The sequence below is a fragment of the Maribacter sp. genome, from assembly GCF_016744255.1.
Taxonomy (GTDB): domain Bacteria; phylum Bacteroidota; class Bacteroidia; order Flavobacteriales; family Flavobacteriaceae; genus Maribacter_B.
This window is the reverse complement of sequence record NZ_JADGES010000018.1, coordinates 1-24,168: the sequence shown is the minus strand read 5'-3', so window position 1 is coordinate 24,168 and position 24,168 is coordinate 1. Positions and strand designations below refer to the sequence as shown.

At 34.5% G+C, this 24,168-nt stretch carries 13 protein-coding genes; 4 read left to right on the top strand and 9 right to left on the bottom strand.

Annotation, left to right across the window (positions count from 1 at the left end):
- Positions 1–503: 503 nt before the first annotated feature.
- Complete coding sequence (locus QZZ51_RS05100; RefSeq protein WP_291866810.1) at positions 504–2,711, bottom strand: bifunctional alpha,alpha-trehalose-phosphate synthase (UDP-forming)/trehalose-phosphatase; 2,208 nt, start codon at positions 2,709–2,711, stop codon at positions 504–506.
- 96 nt (positions 2,712–2,807) lie between these two features.
- On the opposite strand from QZZ51_RS05100, the gene QZZ51_RS05095 reads away from it, so the two are divergent.
- A complete protein-coding gene (locus QZZ51_RS05095) occupies positions 2,808–4,607 on the top strand; it encodes a glycoside hydrolase family 15 protein (RefSeq protein WP_291866806.1) in 1,800 nt (599 codons plus the stop codon).
- A 238-nt stretch (positions 4,608–4,845) separates the two neighbouring features.
- Complete coding sequence (locus QZZ51_RS05090; protein ID WP_291866804.1) at positions 4,846–6,870, top strand: dihydrofolate reductase; 2,025 nt, start codon at positions 4,846–4,848, stop codon at positions 6,868–6,870.
- A 148-nt stretch (positions 6,871–7,018) separates the two neighbouring features.
- Here the strand turns inward: QZZ51_RS05090 and QZZ51_RS05085 are convergent, their stop codons facing one another.
- The 6 genes from QZZ51_RS05085 to QZZ51_RS05060 form a co-directional block, all read right to left on the bottom strand.
- Positions 7,019–8,821 carry an acyl-CoA dehydrogenase family protein gene (locus QZZ51_RS05085; RefSeq protein ID WP_291866802.1) on the bottom strand — a complete coding sequence of 601 codons (1,803 nt, stop codon included), beginning with the start codon at positions 8,819–8,821 and terminating at the stop codon, positions 7,019–7,021.
- A gap of 140 nt (positions 8,822–8,961) precedes the next feature.
- Positions 8,962–9,210 (bottom strand): four helix bundle protein, encoded by a 249-nt coding sequence (locus tag QZZ51_RS05080; protein ID WP_366511945.1) that lies wholly within the window; start codon positions 9,208–9,210, stop codon positions 8,962–8,964.
- A 25-nt stretch (positions 9,211–9,235) separates the two neighbouring features.
- On the bottom strand, positions 9,236–10,426 hold the full coding sequence (locus tag QZZ51_RS05075; protein ID WP_291866800.1) for an acetyl-CoA C-acyltransferase: 1,191 nt from the start codon (positions 10,424–10,426) through the stop codon (positions 9,236–9,238).
- Between the two features lie 100 nt (positions 10,427–10,526).
- Positions 10,527–12,932: a 3-hydroxyacyl-CoA dehydrogenase/enoyl-CoA hydratase family protein gene (locus QZZ51_RS05070; protein WP_291866798.1), complete on the bottom strand. Its 2,406-nt coding sequence runs from the start codon at positions 12,930–12,932 to the stop codon at positions 10,527–10,529.
- 10 nt (positions 12,933–12,942) lie between these two features.
- Positions 12,943–13,395 carry a MarR family transcriptional regulator gene (locus tag QZZ51_RS05065; RefSeq protein WP_291866795.1) on the bottom strand — a complete coding sequence of 151 codons (453 nt, stop codon included), beginning with the start codon at positions 13,393–13,395 and terminating at the stop codon, positions 12,943–12,945.
- Between the two features lie 106 nt (positions 13,396–13,501).
- A complete protein-coding gene (locus QZZ51_RS05060) occupies positions 13,502–15,274 on the bottom strand; it encodes an AMP-dependent synthetase/ligase (RefSeq protein ID WP_291866792.1) in 1,773 nt (590 codons plus the stop codon).
- Positions 15,275–15,549: 275 nt separating this feature from the next.
- Between QZZ51_RS05060 and QZZ51_RS05055 the strand changes: the two genes are divergently transcribed.
- The gene (locus tag QZZ51_RS05055) at positions 15,550–18,156 is read left to right on the top strand and encodes a T9SS type A sorting domain-containing protein (protein ID WP_291866790.1); all 2,607 of its coding nucleotides are present in this window, start codon (positions 15,550–15,552) and stop codon (positions 18,154–18,156) included.
- A gap of 70 nt (positions 18,157–18,226) precedes the next feature.
- Here QZZ51_RS05055 and purL read toward each other — a convergent pair whose 3' ends face one another.
- Complete coding sequence (gene purL, locus QZZ51_RS05050) at positions 18,227–21,904, bottom strand: phosphoribosylformylglycinamidine synthase (RefSeq protein ID WP_291866787.1); 3,678 nt, start codon at positions 21,902–21,904, stop codon at positions 18,227–18,229.
- 208 nt (positions 21,905–22,112) lie between these two features.
- On the bottom strand, positions 22,113–23,333 hold the full coding sequence (locus QZZ51_RS05045; protein WP_291866784.1) for a methyltransferase domain-containing protein: 1,221 nt from the start codon (positions 23,331–23,333) through the stop codon (positions 22,113–22,115).
- Between the two features lie 72 nt (positions 23,334–23,405).
- On the opposite strand from QZZ51_RS05045, the gene QZZ51_RS05040 reads away from it, so the two are divergent.
- Positions 23,406–24,168, top strand: a 763-nt coding sequence (locus tag QZZ51_RS05040) for an oxidoreductase (RefSeq protein WP_291866781.1), incomplete at its 3' end; no start/stop codon positions are given.

Here is a 24,168-nt window from a genome sequence, read left to right as displayed (position 1 = left end):
AATGAAGGAAGTAGAAAGTTGAAATAATAAGGGGAAACCAAGTGAAAATGACAGGAAATTAGTAAAGCCGTTAGGGTTACTTTGTAGCTTCTAAAACGTTTGGGATATTATGCCACTATGAATACACGAAAACCCTCCAAAAGCAATTACTATTCTCGTTGTTAACGAAATAGAAAAAGAATTGGAGTTTATTTGGTTGTAGGTTTTAATGGCTAGAGGGGGTAAATGTTCAAAAGGCATATAGCTCCTACATGTGGACAAAATATCCGATTACTGCCTTTTAAAACGGTTTAATTTAAATAAACCCTTTGTTTCTTTAAATTGCAACTTGCTAGCTGGGTAAACTACCTCGGGGCAATCCCACGAGGCATTGGTAGGAAAACAACCTTAAAATTTCGAGGCAAACCTCGGAGCATTTAAATCTCGATTATCGAGTAAAAATCAAAATGATTTAGCTAGAATTTTATCGGCTACATTTATTAAGTGCTTAGGCAACAGACTAGTTATTTCACAAATTTTTGTATCAGCTCTCTTACCTTTTTAGTATTTGCTACAAAATATTTTGCTTGGGTTTTTTGTCTTCCTACTTTTATAGAAATAGTGCTTTCTGGTAGTTCTTCAAACATATATTCATCTGTCCAATCATCTCCCATCGCGAAAATAAAGTCAAAATTAGATTCGCTAAGAACTCTAACGGCAGCTCTACCTTTGTTTACATTACTGCTTTTAACTTCCATAACCTTGTTACCATTTAATACGCTAAGGCTGTCATTACTAGTTAAACTAGTCAGTACTGTGTTCAATTCCGTAGCACGTTTTTCTCCAAAATCAGGGTCGGTATTACGATAATGCCAAGCTAAAGAGTAATTTTTTTCTTCAATAAAAGAACCAGGAGTACGATCCACAAAAGATTCTAAAACAGGTTTTATTTTATGCATCCAATCCGATTTTACTTTCTCTAGCATAGAGAATTCCTCACCGTTTCTAGAGATCCAAACTCCATGTTCCACAATCATATTATATTTTTTATGTAAGAACCATTTGGTAAAAGTTTGTTTATCTCTACCACTTATTAAAAATAGGGTCGTGTTTTTTTGATTGTGTATTTTATCCAATACTTCATAAAGTGCTTCGTCAGGAGAGGCTTTTTGGGGATCTACATGAAAATCAGCTAGGGTGCCATCATAATCTAAAAAGATGAGACGATTTTTTGCTTTTTTATAATCTTGGATAATATGTTTTAGAATTTGATTATCCATTTTTTTAGAAACAAACGCTTCGTTATTTTTCATTTGATTCTTAAGAGCGTTCATAAACTCTCTAGCCCATACTTCTACATTATAGCGTTCCAGTCTTTTTTGTAAAAACATATTACGTGCCATTTGCTCTTTTTTAGGCATGGTAATGGCTTTTTTAAGAGTCTCTGCTTGGTGCTCAAAATTATTAGGGTTAATGAGTAATGCTTCATTCATTTCATAAGCAGAACCAGCCATTTCACTTAAGATAAGAACTCCTGTTTTATCTGTTCTTGTAGCAATATATTCTTTGGCGACTAAGTTCATTCCATCCCTAAGTGGTGTTAACCAAGCAATATCACTAGAAGTATATAAATCGATTAAATTTTTAAAAGGCATAGAACGATAAAAATACCAAATGGGAGTCCAGTTCACGGTAGATAATTCGCCATTTAAGCGACCAACTAATTCGTCTATTTCTTTTTTTAGTAGTTTATATTGAGGTACATTGGATCTAGACGGAACGGCTAATATCACCAAGCGTACCTTTTCTTTATACTCCGGATATTTATTTAGAAAATATTCGAAAGCAGAAATTCTTTTAGCTATCCCTTTACTATAATCCAAGCGATCTATCGATAGAATTAATTTGGTATCGGGGGCTGATATTTTATGGTCGTCTAGACGTTTTTGTAGTATAGAACGGTTTTCTGGAGCTAAAGCATTGTGAGTAATAGCGGCATCGTGGAATTTTTTGTAATCAATTCCCATAGGGAAAGAGTCCACTTTTACTATTCTGTTACCTGTATTTATATCGTTAAAACTAACTTCTAATCCTAACAATCTTCGTACAGAACTTAAAAAATGACGTTCGTAGTCATAGGTATGAAAACCAATTAAATCGGCACCTAAAAGCCCAGTTAAAAGTTCTTCGCGCCACGGTAGCGTTCTAAATATTTCATAGGAAGGAAAAGGAATATGTAAAAAGAAACCAATAGCAGCATTAGGTTTTTTTTCTTTCACCATTTGAGGTACCAACATTAATTGGTAATCATGGATCCATATAATATCGTCATCGTTAGATTTTGCTATAATGGCATCTGCAAATTTTTGATTAACAGCTTTGTAAGACTCCCAGAAGCTAAGTTCAAACTCGGTATATTCCATAAAATAATGAAACAGGGGCCAAATGGTTCTATTGCTAAAACCAAAATAATATCCTTCCATTTCTTGTTGAGAAAGGTTTACTCTAGAGCAATTATGCTCTGCTAAAGCTTCATCAATAGCATTGTTTAATTGTGCTGGTGTTTCTTCATCCGTAAGTCCAGACCATCCTATCCATAGGCTTTCCCCGCTGTTGTGTATCGATTTCATTCCTGTGGCGAGACCTCCAACACTAGGGGTGGCAACAATGCCTCCTTCAGAAATTTGTAATTGCACTGGTAGTCTATTAGAAATTATTATAGTTTTACTCATGAAGCAAATTTTATCGGAAATTTATAATATTTTTCCTACAATTACGATATTGTACTAGAGTATCTAGGGCTCTCAAAATTACTTTAATAAGAAATTATGGACAACTTAAATTACGGAATAATTGGAAATTGTAGAAGCGCGGCTATAATTTCGAACACAGGTTCATTAGATTGGTGTTGTCTTCCTGAATTTGATTCTTCCTCAGTATTCGCAAAAATACTAGACGAAGAAAAAGGAGGGAGCTTCGAAATTTTAGTAGATTCATCATACTCTATTTCTCAGAGTTACGAGCCACAGACTTGCATATTAATAACCACTTATAATAATGGAGAAGACGCTTTTGAAGTACATGATTTTATGCCAAGGTACTATAAAAACAAAGAAGATTACCATGCACCACCTGAAGTAGTTAGATATTTAAAACATAAGTTTGGAAGACCAGTATTTTCGATAAAGTATGACCCTAAATTGGAATATGCTAAAGGGATAACAAATTCATATGTAAAGGATGATTTTATAGTAAGTCTTACAAACCAAGAACAGTTCGATACTTTATTTATGTATACTTCTTTTGATAAAGAAGAGGTTTTAAATGGAGAAGAAATATTGCTTAAAAGAGATGGTTATTTTTTAATATCCTATAATGAAAAACTCTTCGTACCAGATTTACATAAGGTATATTTAGATTTAGAGCGGACTAAGATTTATTGGTTAAATTGGGTAGATCGTACGCCTACTTACAGTAAATTTAATGCACAAATAATACGTAGTGCTCTTACGTTAAAGATGTTAACTTACGATAAGACAGGGGCTGTTTTAGCTGCGGTAACCACTTCTTTACCAGAAACAATAGGAGAGGTTCGGAATTGGGATTATCGTTTCTGTTGGATTCGCGATGCTTCTATGGTAATAAAGGTAGTTTCTGAATTGGGACATAAAAATTCTGCCAAAAGATATCTACAGTTTATTATTGATTTAATGCCAGATAAGAATGAAAAACTACAGATAATGTACGGTATTAATAAGCAAAAGAAGCTTACCGAAGAAACCTTGGATCATTTAGATGGTTACAAAGGTTCTAAGCCTGTTCGTGTTGGTAATGCAGCGTACAAACAAACTCAGAATGATATTTATGGCATTCTTATGGATGTTATTTATGAGCAATTAGTAAAGTTTGGTACTAATCTAGAAAACGGAGAAGAACTCTGGGGTATTACCAAGGGGATTGTTTGGATTGTAAATAAACACTGGAAAGAAGCCGATAAAGGTATTTGGGAGTTTAGAGCGGAAGACAGGCATTTTACATTTTCTAAAGTACTATGTTGGGTAGCTATAGATCGTGCTATAAAAATCGCAGGAATCTTTGGTAAAACAGGTAAAGTTAAGCAATGGAGGCTTTTAGAAAAAGAAATTAGAGAAGACATTCATAAGAATGCTTGGAATCCAGAAGTGAAATCTTTTGTGCAATCGTATGGAGCTAAAGATTTAGATGCTAGTGTTTTACTTATGGAATCTTATGGGTTTATAGAAGCAAAAGACCCTAAATTTGTAAGTACAGTAAAAGCTATTGAAAAAGAACTTAGTAATGATGGCTTACTATATAGGTATAAAAATGAAGACGATTTTGGATTACCATCTTCTTCCTTTACGATATGTACTTTTTGGTTTATAAACAGTTTATTTAAAATAGGAGAAGAAGAAAAGGCTTTAGATTTATTTAATAAATTACTTGGTTATAGTAACCATTTAGGGTTATTCAGTGAGGATATAGATTTTAAAACAAAGAGACTCCTAGGGAATTTTCCGCAGGCGTATTCTCATTTGGCTATGATAGAATGTGCTATTCTTTTCTCTAAAAAGAATGATGAGCAAAAGATTTTAGAGAATATACAATAGTCTGTATTGAATCTGATAAAACACATAGTTTTTTTTAGAATAGACATAAGAGTTTATTATTAAAACCCCTTCCAAAACTAGTTTTGGAAGGGGTTTTTCTGTAAAAAGGGAAGCAATACAAACATACATTTCACTTGTAAAAAGTATCCTTAATTTAGAATAAATCAATAGAGAATCTTTATAGCATTTACGCTATCTTTTATTAATTTTATACCTACGAATAGTAAGATATAGCATAATGAAGATAACAAATTTAATTGGAGGAATTTTAGTGATAAGCCTTCTTTGGTCTTGCCAAGAAAAGGTAAAAGAAAGTAAACCTTTGAACAAAAAAGAAACCTTTGAGTATGTGGTGGATGAATTTGCCGATATTAAGGTTTTAAATTACCAAATACCAGGTTTTGAAGAGCTTACCTTAAAGGAAAAGAAATTGGTTTATTACCTAACACAAGCAGGGCTCTCTGGTAGAGATATTATTTGGGATCAAAATTACCGTCATAATTTAGAAGTTAGAACGGCTTTAGAGAATATTTATACCTCTTTTAGCGGAGATAAAAACTCTGGGGATTGGCATTCTTTTGAGGAATATTTAAAAAGAGTGTGGTTCTCTAATGGTATACACCATCATTATTCCAATGACAAAATAAAACCAAGGTTTGGTAAAGGGTATTTAGAGCAGTTATTAAAGGATACGAATACAACTTTAAGTGAAAATGTAGTGGGAGTTATTTTTAATGATGAAGATGTAAAAAAAGTAAATAAGAAGAAAGGTGTAGATAATATAGCTTCTTCTGCCATTAATTTTTATGGATCTTCTATAACGGATGCAGACGTAGAAGCTTTTTATAAAACAGCAGATAAAGGTCCAGAAGGAATGCCTATTGAGGCAGGTTTAAATTCTACTTTGGTTAGAGAAAATGGTAAAGTAGTGGAGAAATTTTGGAAATCAGGTGGTTTATATGGTACTGCTATTGATGCTGTAATTGGTTGGTTAGAAAAAGCCAAAACTGTTGCAGAAAATGAAAAACAAGCAAATGCATTCTCTCTATTAATAGAATATTATAAAACTGGAGATTTAAATGTATGGGATAAGTATTGTATTGCATGGGTTACTTCCACAAAAGGAAATATAGATTGGATTAATGGTTTTATAGAAGTATATAACGATCCAAAAGGATATAGAGGGTCGTATGAAAGTATTATACAAATTAAAGATTTTGAAATGTCTAAACAAATGGCTGTGCTTTCTAAAAATGCACAATGGTTTGAAGATAATTCTCCTTTAATAGAGAGTCATAAAAAAGATAACGTTGTTGGGGTTTCTTATAAAACTGTAAATGTTGCTGGGGAATCTGGTGATGCTTCTCCAAGTACCCCTATTGGTGTTAATTTACCTAACAATAATTGGATACGACAAGAGCACGGAAGTAAGTCTGTTTCTTTGGGCAACATTATTGGAGCTTATAATAACGCTGGTGGTAGTGGCAGATTAAAAGAATTTGCGAATGATAATGAAGAAATTGCTTTAGAAGAAGAATATGGGAAGCTTGCAGATAAATTACACACTGCTTTACACGAAGTAATAGGCCATGCATCTGGGCAAATAAATAAAGGTATTGGGCAACCTAAAGAAACACTTAAAAATTACGCATCTACCATGGAAGAAGGTAGGGCAGATTTAGTGGGTTTATATTATTTAATGGATCCTAAATTACAAGAATTAGGTTTAGTTAGCGATTGGGAGAAAATTGGTAAGGCTGCTTATGATGGTTATATTAGAAATGGCTTAATGACGCAGTTGGTTCGTATAGAATTAGGGAATGATATAGAAGAAGACCATATGGTAAATAGACAATGGGTTTCTGCTTGGGCTTTTGAAAAAGGGAAGAAAGATAATGTGATAGAAAAAGTAACAAGAGAAGGGAAAACATTCTATAACATTAATGATTATGCTAAATTGAGGAATATCTTTGCCGCTCTTTTAAAAGAGGCACAACGTATTAAATCAGAAGGAGATTTTAAAGCTGCTCAGGACTTAGTGGAGGGATACGGTGTAAAAGTAGACCAAAAATTACATGCTGAAGTTCTAGATAGAAACAGCCAATTTAAATCGGCTCCTTATAGTGGTTTTGTAAACCCTGTTCTTATGCCTATGACGAATGATGCAGGAGAAATTACAGATGTAAAAGTTACCTATCCCGAAAGTTTTGAAAAACAAATGCTAACCTATTCTTTAAACTATAGTTTTTTAAAGAAGAAATAAGATTTAGAATTTCTTCTTTATAAAAAAGCATCCATATTTTATGGATGCTTTTTTTTATGCAGTTTTATAAGATTCTTTTACATAAAAAAACCGCCCCAATTTGGAGCGGTTTTCCTTTCTATTTGAAAACCTTAGTTTTCTATTTAAATTAGTCAAAGGTGTAACCATTATCGGCAGCTACTTTATCCGCAATTTGCGTACGTAAAGCTACTACGTTAGGTTGATTTGTGTACTTTGTAAAACGTTTAAGTCCCATTAACATCATGCGTTGCTCATCTCCTTCAGCAAAAGAAACGACAGCTTCTTTTCCTTTTTGAATAACGGTATCCACAGCAGTATATAAATACAATTTAGACATTGCTATTTGGGTTTTTTGAGCATCTTGGCCAAAACGTTTAGCATTTTTTTCCGTTCTTAAAATCGTAGATTCAGCCATGTATATCTCAATTAATATATCGGATGCTGCCAACATTAATTGCTGGTGATTCTCTAGTTCTGCACCATATTTTTGAACCGCAGAGCCAGCAACCATTAAAAATACTTTTTTTAATCTTTTTACTACATCTTTTTCTTCTGCGAAAAGCTCAGAAAAATCAGGAGCATCAAAAGAAGGAATTCCCATTAATTCTTCGCCAACGGCAGTTGCAGGGCCTAATAAGTCTACATGACCTTTCATTGCCTTTTTAACCAACATACCAACAGCTAGCATTCTATTAATTTCGTTTGTGCCTTCATAAATACGAGCAATTCTAGCATCTCTCCAAGCAGATTCCATTGGGGTATCTGCAGAAAAGCCCATACCACCAAATATCTGAATTCCTTCATCTGTACAGCTTTGTACATCTTCGGAAACCGCGACTTTAAGGATAGAACATTCAATTGCATATTCTTCAACACCTTTAAGTTCTGCTTCTTGGTGAGTGTTACCTGCAGCTTCTCTTAAAGCAATTCTATCTTCAATATTTTTTGCTGCTCTATAACTAGCGGATTCATCTGCATAACAGTTAGTAGCCATATTAGCAATTTTGGCTTTTATAGCACCAAAATTCATAATTGGTGTTTTAAACTGTATGCGTTCGTTAGCATATTTGGTAGCCTCACCAATAACTCTACGTTGTGCATCTAAACAAGCTGCTGCCAGTTTAATACGACCAACATTAAGAGCATTCATTGCAATTTTGAATCCGTTTCCTCTTGTAGAAAGCATATTTTCTACAGGAACTTTGGTGTCACTAAAAAATACCTGGCGAGTAGAGGAGGAGTGAATTCCTAATTTTTTTTCTTCATCTCCTAAAGTAATTCCATTACTTGGGTCATTTTCTACAATAAAACCAGTAATGTTTTTGTCATCTTCTATTCTAGCAAATACTATAAACAAGTTGCAGAATCCAGCATTGGAAATCCACATTTTTTGTCCAGAAATATTATAATGCTTACCATCATCAGATAAAACGGCTTTTGTTTTTCCAGAGTTTGCATCGGAACCAGCTCCAGGTTCTGTTAAGCAATAGGCACCAAACCATTCTCCTGACGCTAATTTTGGCACGTATTTTTGTTTTTGCTCATCGGTACCATATAGTGTAATTGGCATAGTTCCAATACCAGTATGTGCTCCAAATGCAGTACTGAAAGAACCAGTTGCGCCAGAAATATAATCACAAACTAACATGGTAGAAACAAAACCCATTCCCATTCCACCGTATGCCTGAGGAACAGCGATACTCAAAAGACCAAGTTCGCCGGCTTTACGCATAGTTTCCTCTGTAAAAGCGTAATCCTTTTTCTCAAAACGTTCCCAATGTGCCCAAAGTTCTCTATCTACAAATTCTTTGGTGCTATCCCGCATCATTTTATGCTCTTCCGTTAAATCCTCAAGCGTAAAAACATCTTCGCATTTAGTTTCTTTAACCAGGAATTGTCCTCCTCTTAAAAGTTCGTTTTCTGTAGCCATATTTTTTTTGTTTAAAAAAGTAAAAATAGAATAGAGATGAAAGACTTTATTTTAGACTATTTTGGAAGCCCATTGTCATTCTCTGCCATTCTGAAATCTTATCTTCCAGTGTTTTTAATGTTTCGTTATTAATATATTTTCTATGGTGAGCCCACCAATAATGGGGTTCCCAATTCGAAAGAAGAGCCTAAAGAGTAATTTATAAAGTTCTTGAAGCTTTTGTCAGTTCTTCCAGAGCCTTCGGCGATATTACTAGGCATAGATACAGAACAACGACTAATTTGTGAACTCAAATCAAAACGTTCATGTTTTGGAAATGCTAGCAATACATCATTTACTATTTCTAAACCTAACTGCCAAATTTTTAAATTCTTATAGTTATGTCGCATTGTTATTAGTCTTTTCTCTCTCTTCTTATTTTAAAAATTCATAAATTCCAGCTGCTCCTTGTCCAGTTCCCACGCACATAGTTACCATACCATATTTCCCTTGCATATTTCTTTTACGCATTTCATCAAACAACTGAACAGAAAGTTTTGCTCCAGTACAACCTAATGGGTGTCCTAGTGCAATTGCTCCGCCATTTACATTTACAATATCTTGGTTAATCTTTAATTCTCTCATCACGGCCAAAGATTGTGAAGCAAAGGCTTCGTTAAGTTCTATTAGCTCAATATCTTCTTGCTTTAATCCTGCCTGCTTTAGAGCTTTTGGAATAGCTTTAACTGGACCAATACCCATAATACGTGGTTCTACACCAGCAGCGGCATAGTTAACTAGCCTTGCTATAGGTTCAAGATTTAGCTCCTTAACCATATCTTCACTCATAACCAATACAAATGCAGCACCATCGCTCATTTGCGAAGAGTTACCAGCAGTAACACTACCGCCAGCGGCAAAAACAGGTCTTAATTTTCCTAAAACTTCTTTGGAAGTTCCTTTCCTTGGTCCTTCATCTTTTGTTACGGTGTAACTTTTAGATGCTTTTTTTCCATTTTCATCGATATAAATTTGTTCTACGTTAATAGGAACAATTTGGTCTTGGAAACGGTCTTCTGCTTGTGCTTTTAAAGCCTTCATGTGCGAGTTATAAGCAAACTCATCTTGGTCTTCACGAGAAACTTTAAATTGATTTGCAACTGCTTCAGCAGTATTTCCCATTCCCCAGTAGTAATCTTCATGACCAGATTTTACTAAATCGTAATTTAGTTCTGGTTTATTTCCTGTCATAGGAACAGAGCTCATACTTTCCGCACCACCAGCAATAATACAATCTGCCATTCCGGCCTGTATTTTTGCTGTAGCGATACCAATAGTTTCAATCCCTGAAGAACAAAAACGGTTTACAGTTACGCCTGGAACATCAACAATATCTAGGCCCATTAAAGAGATGAGTCTAGCCATATTTAATCCTTGAGAACCTTCTGGCATTGCATTGCCTACAATAACATCGTCAATACGTTTTTTATCAAAATCTGGCAGTTCTTTCATCATGTATGCGATGGTTTCTGCTGCTAATTCATCTGTTCTTTTAAAACGGAACACACCTTTAGGAGCTTTACCTACTGCGGTTCTGTATGCTTTAACTATGTATGCTTGTTTCATTTTTTATACTTTTGGCTATTAGCTTTTGGCTACTAGCATCTATATTAGTTATTGGTATTGCCAAGTAGCTATAGGCTAAAGGCAAATCGCTTAGTAATTTTTAATTACGTAGTGGTTTACCTGTTTTTAACATGTGTTGAATACGTTCTAAAGTTTTGCGCTCTGTACATAAGGATAAGAAAGCTTCTCTTTCTAGATCTAATAAATATTGCTCGCTTACTCTTGTTGGCTCAGATAAATCACCGCCAGCCATAACATACGCTAACTTATTTGCAATTTTCTTATCGTGCTCACTGATGTAGTGACTTGCTTCCATAGAATCTGTACCTACTAAGAACATTCCAAGAGCTTGTTTTCCTAAAACTTTAACGTCTTTTCGTTTTACGGGTTTCGTATAACCAGATTCGGCCATTAGTTTAGCATGTGCTTTTGCAGTTGCTATTTGGCGGTCTTTGTTTACTACTACAATATCTTTTCCTTTTTGAAGGATACCTAAATCATATGCTTCATATGCCGATGTAGATACTTTTGCCATACCAATGGTTAAGAAGTATTCTTGGAGTACGTTTAGTTCTACATCCCCTTTACTAAAAGAATCGGAAGCTCTTACAGCAAATTCTTTAGAACCACCACCGCCAGGAATAACCCCAACACCAAATTCTACTAAACCAATATAAGTTTCCGCAGCAGCAACCACTTTATCTGCATGAAGCGATAATTCGCAACCGCCACCAAGAGCCATACCGTGTGGTGCAGAGATTGTTGGGATAGAGGAGTAGCGCATACGCATCATGGTGTCTTGGAACATTTTTATAGCCATATTCAACTCATCATACTCTTGTTCCACAGCCATCATAAAAATCATTCCAATATTGGCACCTACAGAAAAATTGGCTGCTTGGTTACCAACGACTAAGCCTTGGAAGTCTTTTTCTGCTAATTCTATACCCTTATTAAGTCCGGCTAATACATCGCCACCAATAGTGTTCATTTTGGATTGGAATTCTACGTTAAGAATGCCATCTCCTAAATCTTCAATTACAACACCACTATTTTTAAAGACTTCTTTGGTTTTTCTAATATTATCTAATATGATAAAAGCATCTTGACCAGGAACTTTTTTCATGGACTTAGTCGGAATATCATAGAAAAAAGTAGCCCCATCTGTAACGGAATAAAAACTGGTTATTCCTGCAGTTTTCATATCTGTTATCCAAGAAGCAACTTCTAAACCTTCTGTTTTAGCAAATTCTATTCCTTTATCTAAACCAACAGCATCCCAGATTTGGAAAGGACCATGTTCCCAACCAAAACCTGCTTTCATAGCATCATCAATCTTATAAAGTTCATCGGTGATTTCAGGAATTCTATGCGTAACATAGGCGAATAAAGCTCCAAAACTCTTTCTGTAGAAGGTACCAGCTTTATCTTTTCCTCCTGTAAGTACAGAAAACCTATCTACTACTTTGTCAATAGTTTTTGTAAGTTCAAGTGTAGCAAATTTGGCACTTTTTTTAGCACGATAATCCATCGTATCTAAATCCAAAGTCAAAATTTCGCTTTTTCCTTTATCTCCTTTTACTTTTTTGTAAAAACCTTGACCAGATTTACTACCTAGCCATTTTTTTTCCATCATGGTATCGATGAAACCTGGAAGTTTAAACAATTCTAAACGTTCATCTTCTGTACAATTTTCATGTATTCCATTGGCAACATGTACCAATGTGTCTAAACCAACAACATCTACCGTTCTAAAAGTAGCCGATTTTGGTCTACCGATTACGGGACCAGTTAATTTATCAACTTCTTCCACAGTCATTCCTAATTCCTTAACAGAATGAAATAAACTCTGGATACTAAAGATACCAATACGATTACCAATAAAGGCAGGTGTGTCTTTAGCAACTACCGATGTTTTTCCTAAAAACTGTTCGCCATAACCATTCAAGAAATCTAACACTTCTGTCGAAGTCTTAGGTCCTGGGATTATTTCGAAAAGTTTAAGGTAACGTGCTGGGTTAAAGAAGTGCGTTCCGCAAAAATATTTCTGAAAGTCCTCACTGCGACCTTCACTCATAAATTTAATTGGAATACCTGAAGTATTGGAAGATATTAAGGTTCCGGGGGTTCTATGTTTCTCGATATTCTCGAAAACCATTTTTTTAATATCTAAACGTTCTACGACAACTTCTATAATCCAATCTACCTTAGCGATTTTAGCAATATCATCTTCTAAATTACCAGTAGTAATTCTACTAGAAAATTTTTGATTGTAAATAGGCGAGGGTTTCGATTTTAATGCTGTTGTAAGTGCGTTGTTTACTAAACGGTTTCTCACTACTTTATCTTGGAGAGTAAGGCCTTTAGCTTGCTCTTTTTCTGTTAGTTCACGAGGAACAATGTCTAATAGCAAAACTTCTACTCCAATATTGGCAAAATGGCATGCAATTCCGCTTCCCATTATCCCTGAGCCAACGACGGCAACTTTGTTAATATGCTTGTTCATTAAATTACTATTATTTATGATTCGTATCTTTTATGTAGATTTTTTTATCGGCAATAAGCTTGTTTATAGTATCGGTTACTTCAAAAAAATTATGTAATTGTTCTTCCGTGACACTATTTTTTACAGCTTCATTGAATCGCAATACAACATCTTTAGATTCTTTTCTTTTTTCTAAACCGAAGTTGGTAAGGTGTATTAAAACACCGCGCCCGTCATTAGGGTTAGGTTTACGTTTAATTAGCCCTTTTTCTTCCATACTTTTTAATATCCTCGAAAGACTTGTAGCTTCCATACCCATTTTAGGGCCTAAGGCGGTAGAGGGAGTTCCTGTTTTTGGGTCTATACTTAAAAGAGTAAAACCAACAGCCATAGTTGTACCAAATTCTTTAGCTTCTTCATTGTACATTCTAGTCACGGCTTGCCAAGTGGCACGTAGTGCATAATCTATGGTTAATTCCTTCATATATTTTCTATAGGAAACCAAATATAAAGAAAATTTACTATGCGTGCATAATAAATTTTCAAAAAAATAGATGTAATTAGGTATTAGATAGTTGTATTACAACAAACTAGTGCCCATAAATATCATTATAAAGCGCTATGTATTTTTCTTTTATAACTTTTCTTTTAAGTTTAAGGGTAGGGGTTACATGGCCTTCTTCGATACTCCAAACATCTGGGGTTAGTCTAAATTGTTTCACTTTTTCCCATTTAGCAAAGTCTTGGTTGGCTAAATCTACCTCTTCTTGTATACGGTCTATAACTTTTTGATTCGTAATAATATCGGTATTATTTTCTAAAACTAAGTGGTGTAATTTACCCCATTCTTGAATGAATTCAAAATTTGGCTGTATTAGGGCAGCAGGCATTTTTTCGCTTTCTCCAACGACCATTAGTTGTTCAATGAATCTAGATTGTTTAAATCTGTTTTCTAATAATTGAGGTGCTACATATTTACCTCCAGAAGTTTTAAACATTTCTTTTTTACGATCGGTAATTTTTAAGAAACCATTTTCATCAATCTCTCCAATATCACCGGTGTGAAAATAGCCATCTTTAATTACGGCAGCAGTTTTTTCTGGGTCTTTATAATAGCCCATCATAACTTGGGGGCCTTTTACACATATTTCGCCGTCATCTGCTATTTTAACCTTTGTACGGTTAAGTAACTTACCTACGGTAGTAATTTTAAAACCATTCTTACGCATATCGTTTACAGCAACAACAGGGGAAGTTTCGGTAAGACCGTAGCCTTCCATAACGCCAAATTCAGCGGCATTGTAAATTCTAGCTAATCTTGGTTGTAGAGCAGCACTACCAGAAGCAATAAGGTTTAAATGTCCGCCTAGTCCTTCTCTCCATTTACTAAATATTAATTTACGAGCGAGTTTTAATTTTTTTTCGTACCACCAGCCATTTTGGCCATAAGGCTCATATTTTAAACCTACTTCTACAGCCCAAAAGAAAAGCATTTTTTTAATACCGCTTAAAGCAGCGCCTTTGGCAATAATACTGTCATATACCTTTTCTAAAAGCCTAGGAACGGCTGTCATAACATGCGGCTTTACTTCTTTAAGGTTATCACTAATCTTGTCCATAGCCTCCGCATAGTATATAGTTACTCCGCGATATTGGTATAAATAGATAAGCATACGTTCGTAGACATGACATAAGGGTAGAAAACTAAGAGATCTTGTATTTCCGTCCACAATGGGAAATCGTCTAGAGCTTTCTATGGCATTACTTACGATATTATCATGAGATAGCATGACCCCTTTAGGTCTACCTGTTGTTCCAGATGTATATATTAGTGTAGCTAAATCTCCTGGTTTTACAGCATCTTTTAATTTGTCTACTTCTTCTTGATTGTTAGTATCGGCTCCAAGTTCTAAGACTTCATTCCAATTCTTACAATTAGATAAAGCATCAAAAGAATACACTTCTTTTAAATGTGGAGTTTCGTTTTTAACCGCTTTTACTTTACTAAGAACTTCATCGCAGGAAACAAAACAATATTTAGCTTCGGAATGATTTAAGACATAAGCGTAATCTTCCTCTGATATAGTAGGGTAAATAGGTACATTCTGTGCGCCTAATTGTAGAACACCTACATCCATAATATTCCATTCCGTTCTATTGGTGAGCGAAATAATAGCGATCTTATCATTAGGTTTAACTCCCAATTTTAAAAGACCTCTGCTTATGGCATTTGCTTTGGCAAGGTATTCTTTGGTTGATGTATATATCCACTCCCCATTTTGTTTAGAAACGAGGGATTTTTCTAGGTTAAATTTTTCTAATTGATAATAAGGAAAATCAAAGAGACGGGTTATTTTTTGCATACTAGGTTTCTGATAAGTACTTGCAAAGTAAGAAAAGGGAATGGGATTTTAAAATGAGATTACTAAAAATAACTTTAAATAATTCAGAATTATTAAAAAAATAGCAGATAATCAATAGAATTTTTAAAATAAACAGATATCTCATTTTAACCATTCGTCAGCAATAAATTGAATTTTATCTAGTTATATGTATCATTAAACTATTTGTAAGAAAAATCTTATTATCTATATTTTACATTTGCCTTTAATCTATAGAATCCCAAATCTTAGAAGAAATGAAAAAAATCTACTCTTGTCAACTATCCCTAAAAGCACTATGTGTATTTTTTATTACAATTTGTTATTCGCAGAACAGTATAGCACAGTCAGAACCTTTTCAGTGCGATTTTAATGCGTACTTGTTTCAGCGGAATGATATTTATGCTCTGGATTTGGCTTCAGGGAGCTCTTATTTAGTAGCCGAAGACATTGTTGGTGGAAACATTAATGCCGCAGCGTATAATTCAGCCGATGGCTATCTTTGGGGGTATTTATCTACACCACAAGTATCTATTGTACGTATTGGTAATGACTTTTCTACAGATGTGTACACCATTGCTAACTTACCCAATACAGGTAATAGATATGTTGGCGATATTAGCATAGATGGCATTTATTATATTCGTTCAGGATCTTCAACATACCATTCTATAGATTTAAATCCAGAATCTAATACACAATTAGAATATGTGGGAGAGCATACTTTGAGTAAGAGTATTAGTATACACGATTGGGCCTTTAATGCTACTGATGGTAAATTGTATACTGTAGAGAAAGGCACAAATCATTTATACAGGATTACAGCAGATACCGGAAATGTAGAAGATTTAGGAGAAGTTCCTATTTTATCAGGACTTAATTATACGTATGGAGCGGTCTATTTTGATGTGGATGGTAATTTTTATATATCAGCTAATCAAACAGGTTCCGTATATAAGATTAATACGGTGAATACTATTGTAGCAAATGGAGGAATGACTTCTAATATTTTTGCTTTTGGCCCTTCAAGTTCTTTAAATGATGGAGCTCGTTGTCCTACAGCGCCTGTTCCGCAAGAGGATTGTATTAATGGTTTGGATGATGATGGAGATGGATTAGTAGATTGTGACGATCCGTCTTGTTCAGGAGTAAGTGCATGTCCTGTTATAACAACAACTTCTGGAGGAAACTCTGGAGGGTTGGAGAGTAATGATAGATTAGCCAATTTAATTAGCAAACGGAACTATAATAGAGCAAAAACAAATTATAAATTCGATAAATTAACAGCTAAAACAATTAAAAAAGGAGCTAGCTATAAAAAGAGCGGAAAGTATTCCCCTTCTCAGATTCCTTTAAATACCTTAGTACCTTTAAATATTATTGGAGAAACTAGTACTATAGAGTCTTCTCCTGCAGATTTGTTAGCACTAACAAATGCATCAGATATTTATTCGGTAGATTATTTAAAAAACACAGAGACCGTTAGTGCTTTAATGGTAATAAAAACGGAAAACAAAGTATATGAGCATAGTAAGTTTATTTGTGATCGTTTTCTAGGAGCAGAATTGTTGTCCGTGTCTAATATTCAGGTTAGGGAGCATGATTTTATTAAATCTAGAATAAAACAAGCGGATGGTAATATTGAATTTGCCTTGACTTTTTCTGCAAGATTAGATGAGAATGATAAATTCGTTGTGGAATCGCATTGGAATATTGATACATACCAAGATAATACTATGTATTACAATTTTCAGATTTGGTCTAATTCTGTAGATGATTTGGTTCTTTTAGGAGAAGAAATATTAGATTTATTAGAATCTAACACAACTATTGAAAGTTATAAAGGCTCTACGCCGCCACCTGTATTTGTAAAATCTGCCAGTTATAAAAATGGTAAAATTAATATGCAAGTAGTCAATAATAATCGTTCTAATGAAATTTATTTAGAAGGAGGTTTAAAGCGTACAGAAACAAGTGATGCAGATAGGATGACTTTGCAAACGAACTTAGAAGGTTATATAGGTTCTGTATCTGTAGATACAGGTTCTTTATTCGATTTTGGATTTAGAATAAGTGCTGATAAGGCAGGAACTCCAGATGATTTGTTTGTAGCCGATGCTCCTTGGGGCTTAGATGATTCTTCGAGCACAACAACGATTCAAACGTATAGCGTAAATCAGAATGACAATGTATATACTGGAAGTGGCTATAGAGTAGAACGGAACATTAATTTAAAAGGTGCAACAGAAGATTATATAGGAGTTTATAGAGCTTTTAGTCCAAGGTTTTTACCTGTTGATTTATCCGAATATCAGAATTTTTCTTTTGAAGCTTCAGGTACTGGAGATTTAGAGATAAAGCTTTTAAAAGGCAACGGAGAAGAATTTACTACAGAAGTTTCTTTGTCCGATGAGGTAACCACCTTTTCTATTCCTTATGAAATGTTTAAAAACGAAGGGGATTCTAGCACGGATTTTTCTAGTCTAAAAGTTATATCTTTTAACTTAAAATCTAAGACAGGTAATTTGGAAGATAAAAAATTAAACCTTTCTAATTTAGATTTTAATAATGAAGAAATAGCATATGAGTTTGTACTTAATAATACCAAAAAATCGGTATTAATGCCAAACCCTGTAACAACAGAAGGAGCATTGTATTTTTATGATGATAAAGTGTCTAAATATACTTTGGAAGTATATACCCTTGGAGGGCATTTATTATCTTCCCAAACTATGAAAGGTAATACTACGGTAGGTCAGAATGAAATTACCGTGCAAAGAAATAATTTACCATCAGGGATTTACTTATATAAATTAAGTAGTACTTCCGATAAAACATGGAGTGGTAAAATGGTTATTAGGTAAGTTGGTTTAGTTAATTATGGTTATTAAAAAAGGGTTTTAGTTCTGAATAACTAAAACCCTTTTCTTTTGTCTATTTATGAGTAAGTGCCCAATTATAAGCGTTTTCAAAAGCTTCTAACCAAGGAGAAACTTCATCTTGTCTATTGGTAGGGTAGTGCGCCCAGTTCCAAGGGAATGTAGAACGCTCAAAGTGCGGCATAGTAACCAAATGACGACCAGTAGCATCGCACATCATAGCAGTGTTGTAATCACTTCCATTAGGATTTGCAGGATACCCTTTATAACCGTATTTAGCTACAATCTGGTATTTATCCTCTCCGTATGGTAAATTGAATTTACCTTCACCATGAGAAATCCAAACGCCTAAAGTATTACCAGCTAAAGAAGATAGCATTATGGAATTATTCTCTTGAATTTTAACCGATGTAAAATTACTTTCGTGTTTCTGAGACTCATTATGTATCATTCTACCATGTGTATCATGATCTGGATTAATTAAATCTAGCTCCATAAATAATTGACAGCCATTACAAATACCAACAGAAAGAGTATCTGGTCTTGCAAAGAAGTTTTTTAATGCAGTATTTGCTTTTTCATTGTATTTAAAAGCACCAGCCCAACCTTTTGCACTACCAAGTACATCGGAATTAGAGAAACCGCCAACAGCACCTATAAATTGAATGTCTTCTAGAGTTTCACGACCAGAAATTAAATCGGTCATGTGTACATCTTTTACATCAAAACCAGCTAAATACATGGCATTAGCCATCTCGCGTTCCGAGTTACTTCCTTTTTCTCTAAGAATAGCAGCTTTTGGTCTGTTCGTTGGTCTAGCTTTTAATTTTCCAGTAAAGTTCTTAGGAAAAGTATATTGTAGCGTTTGGTTTTTGTAATTATCATAGCGGTCTTTTGCTAAGTTGTTAGCCGTTTGTTTAGCATCTAATAAATAGGATGTTTTAAACCAAGTATCTCGTAATGAGCTAACATTTAAGCCCATTTCCATACTTCCGTTTTTAATGGTAACTGTAGCTTCTGAAGAAACAGTTCCAATCTTTTTAAAATCGATGGATGCATTACTTAAAACGGATTCGATAGATGCATCTTTTGCTTGAATAACAATACCAGCATTTTCTGCAAAAAGAAGTTTAATAGTATCCGTTTCATCTAAACTACTCAAGTCTAAATTAGCTCCTAAAGCAACATCAGCAAAACACATTTCTAATAAAGTGGTTATTAATCCGCCAGAGGCAACATCATGACCTGCAACTATTTGCCCTTCTTTAATTAAAGTTTGAATCGTATTGAAAACCGTTTTTACGTAACCAGCATCATTTACTGTTGGTGCTTCCTTACCAATTGTATTTAGTATTTGTGCAAAAGAAGAACCGCCTAATTTAAAAGTGTCTTTAGATAGGTTGATGTAATAAATAGAAGCTCCATCTTTTTGAAGAACAGGCTCTACTACTTTCGTAATATCGTTACAGTTTCCAGCAGCAGATATAATAACAGTACCTGGAGATATTACATCGCCATCCGTATATTTTTGTTTCATGGAAAGAGAATCCTTTCCTGTTGGTACGTTAATACCTAAAGCAATTGAAAATTCAGATATTGCTTCTACAGCTTTATATAAGCGAGCATCTTCTCCTTCATTTTTACAAGGCCACATCCAGTTTGCAGATAAAGAAACAGATTGTAACCCGTCTTTTAAAGGTGCCCATACTAGGTTCGTTAATGCTTCTGTAATACTATTTTTACTTCCTGCAGCAGGGTCAATTAATGCTGAAATAGGAGAGTGTCCAATAGAAGTAGCAATTCCTTCTTTTCCTTTAAAATCTAACGCCATTACACCACAGTTGTTCAATGGTAATTGTAATGGGCCAGCACATTGTTGTTTTGCAACACGACCACCAACACAACGGTCTACTTTATTTGTAAGCCAATCCTTAGAAGCTACAGCCTCTAACTGTAATACCTGCTCTAAGTACTCATGAAAATTCTCTAATGTATATTCTGGAGCATCGTAACTACGTTTTATAGTAGTATCTGTTAAAACTGTTTTTGGTGAACTTCCAAAAATATCGGAAAGAGCAACATCCATAGGTTTTTCACCTGTAGTACTCGATTCAAAAGTAAAGCGATCATCGGTAGTAACATCGCCAACTTCATACATTGGCGAACGTTCACGGTCTGCTATTTCTTTAAGTAGGCCAGTGTCTTTTTTGCCAATTACCAATCCCATACGTTCTTGAGATTCGTTACCAATTATTTCCTTAGCAGAAAGGGTAGGGTCACCAACGGGTAATTTATCTAAATCTATTTTTCCTCCAGTTTCTTCAACCAATTCAGATAGACAGTTTAAATGTCCACCAGCTCCATGATCATGTATAGAAACAATAGGGTTAGTTTCGCTTTCTACCATACCACGAATAGCATTGGCAGCACGTTTTTGCATTTCGGGGTTAGAGCGTTGTACGGCATTTAATTCTATAGATGAACTAAATTCACCAGTATCTGCACTAGAAACCGCTGCGCCACCCATACCTATACGGTAATTGTCGCCACCAAGAATAACAATTTTATCCCCTTCTTTAGGTTTTTCTTTTATAGCTTGGGATGCTTTTCCGTAGCCAATACCACCAGCTTGCATAATAACCTTATCGAAACCTAATCGACGGGGATTATCGCTAGAAGTGGCTTCTTCTTTATGTTCAAAAGTAAGTACAGAACCATTAATTAGTGGTTGTCCAAATTTGTTTCCAAAATCGGATGCTCCATTCGATGCTTTTATTAAAATATCCATTGGAGTTTGGTATAGCCATTTGCGTTCTGCTAAACCATTCTCCCATTTTCTGTCTTTTTCTAAACGAGAATAAGCCGTCATGTAAACGGCCGTTCCTGCTAAAGGCAAAGAACCTCGACCACCAGCTAAACGGTCTCTTATTTCTCCTCCTGCACCAGTTGCAGCACCATTAAAAGGTTCTACTGTGGTTGGGAAGTTATGTGTTTCTGCTTTTATAGAAATAACAGAATCGAATTTTTCTTCTTGGTAAAAATCTGGCTTATGTGCTGTTTTTGGAGCAAATTGTACTGCTTCTGGGCCTTTTACAAAAGCCACATTGTCTTTATAGGCAGAAACAATACCGTTATGGTTTTCTTGCGATGTCTTTTTTATTAATTTAAAAAGAGAAGATGGCATTTGTTTACCATCAATAATAAAATCGCCATTAAATATTTTATGCCTACAGTGTTCTGAATTTACTTGGCTAAATCCAAATACTTCGGAATCTGTTAATTTTCTTCCTATTTTCTCAGAAACGCCATCTAAATAAGAAACTTCTTCATCGCTAAGAGCAAGTCCTTCTTGTTTATTGTAAGCACCGATGTCATCAATGTTTAGAATAGGCTCTGGTTGAATATGTATAGTAAAAGTGTCTTGATTTATGCTTTCAAATTTTTGAGAAAGCATGGGGTCAAAATCAGTGAAGTCATCAGCAACACTATAAAATTCCTCAATACGAATTACACCAGTAATTCCCATATTCTGAGTTATTTCTGTAGCATTGGTACTCCAAGGAGTTATCATTGCTGCTCTTGGGCCAATAAAAAAGGCGTCTAGAGACGCCGCATTTATTTTGGGTTGGTTGCCAAACAACCATATTAGTTTATTTGTAGTTTCTTCTGAAAGTTCAGCTGTAGTTTGTACTGCAAAAACTTTGTTTGTCGCATTCCCGAAAAAATGAATCATTGCGCTTCTTGTTGTTTAGTTTTAAGAAAACACAAATTTACATTTTTAAACTATAAATGAAAGAGCTAATAATTAACAATTGTTAATTACTTTACTCGATAATCGAGATTTAAATGCTCTGAGGCTTGCCTCGAAATTTTAAGATTGTTTTCCTACGAATACTTCGTGAGTCTGCCTCGAGGTAGTTTACTTGTATGCAAAAAAAAGTCTATTCTGCTGTCTTTTTCTGAAGCAAAGCCATATAGAAACCATCATAACCACTAGTGGAAGCAAATATTTTTTTATCTTTTACAAGTTCAAAGTCTTTACCTTCTTCAGAGGATAAAAACGATTTTACTTGGTCTATGTTTTCTTGCGGTAATATAGAGCAAGTAGCATATACCATTTGTCCTCCTGGTTTTACTATTTTACTATAACTACGAATAATTTCTTTCTGCGTTGCTATAATTTTGTCTATAAATTCTGGTTGCAATTTCCATTTAGCATCCGGGTTTCTTCTTAAAATTCCTAGGCCTGAACATGGGGCATCAATTAAAACACGATCTGCGGAACCATATAATTTTTTAATTACTTTGCTGCTATCGATAGCACGAGGCTCTATATTGTGAGCTCCTGCGCGTTTTGCTCTACGCTTTAATTCTTTTAATTTATTTTCATAAATATCTAAAGCTATTAATTGTCCTTTATTTTCCATAAGGGCAGCTAAATGCAATGTTTTTCCACCAGCACCAGCACACGTATCTACAACACGCATTCCTGGTTTTACGCCTAAAAACTCCGAAACTAATTGAGAAGAAGCATCTTGTACTTCAAAAAAGCCTTTTTTAAATTCTTCTGTAGTAAAAACATTACTACGTTCCGCAAGTTTTAAAGCATTAGCGTACCCTTTTATAGGATCTACATCTATACCAGCTTCTAGTAAAGCTTTACGTAATGTTTCTTTGGATGTTTTTAAGGTGTTTGTTCTTAAAATTACATCAGCCTGTTGGTTTAAAGCTGCAGATTCTTTGTTCCATAATTTTTCCCCTAGAGATTTTACGCAAATTTCATCCATCCAATCTGGTAAAGATTCTTTGAATTTTCTAATTTGAGAAAGTTCATCGAATTTCCCTTTAATTCTTCTTTCAGGAGTAGGTTCTAATTGTTTCCAATCGGGGAGTTTTATGCCTTTAAGAATAGCCCAAACAGCAAATAGTCTAAATAATTTAGGTCTAGAATATGGGGCTTTTACCTCTGCAATTTCAGAATATAAACGTTTCCATCTAACAATGTCATAGGTCGTTTCTGCAATAAATCCGCGGTCCCGAGAACCCCAACGTTTATCGAACTTTAATACTTTTTGTACTACTTTATCCGCATATTGATCCTCGTTAAAAATAAGATTTAACGCATCTATAACTGCAAAAACTAGATTTCTATGTAATTTCATCGTTTAAAAAATAAGGCTGCAAAGGTATTGTATTAGAAGTGAATACACTTATTTTTGAGAAAATTAATATTTATGAAGTATTTTGTTTACACACTGTTCTCTTTTTTTTTATTATTTGGTTGTAATGAAGAAGTAGTACGAAAACCGTTTACACAGGTAGAAATAGAGCCTATTTACGAAGATTCTGTAAGCGTAAGAGCTATTGAAATTATGGGGAATAGTCTTGCTTTTGCTGCTAATAAAGGTGTTTTTGGTAATATTGATTTATCCAGTAATAAAGTGCGACTGAATGTAATGGAATATAAAGAAAAAGAACTTCACTTTAGGTCTGTTGCTCATACGGATACAGATTTTTTTATGCTTTCTGTAGAAAGTCCGGCTTTGCTATATAAAACTGGTGATGCAGGGAAAATGGAGCTGGTGTATAAAGAAGAAGGAGAAGGTGTTTTTTATGATGCTATGACTTTTTGGAATAATAAAGAAGGTATTGCTGTTGGGGACAGTAGAAATGGTTGTGTCTCTATACTTATTACAAGAGATGGCGGTAGTAATTGGGATAAAATTTCTTGTGAGGATTTGCCAGAAGCAATAGAAGGTGAAGGTGCATTTGCCGCAAGTAATACCAATATTGTAGTGAAAGGAGATAAGGCTTGGGTGGTTACTACAGATAGTAGGGTTTATTATTCTGATAATAAAGGAGTTACTTGGAGTGTTTTAAGAACACCTGTAATAGGCGAAAAACCAACAGAAGGTATTTATTCGTTAGCTTTTTATGATGATATGTTAGGAATCGCTTTTGGAGGGGATTACACTAGTCCAAATGATAATATTAATA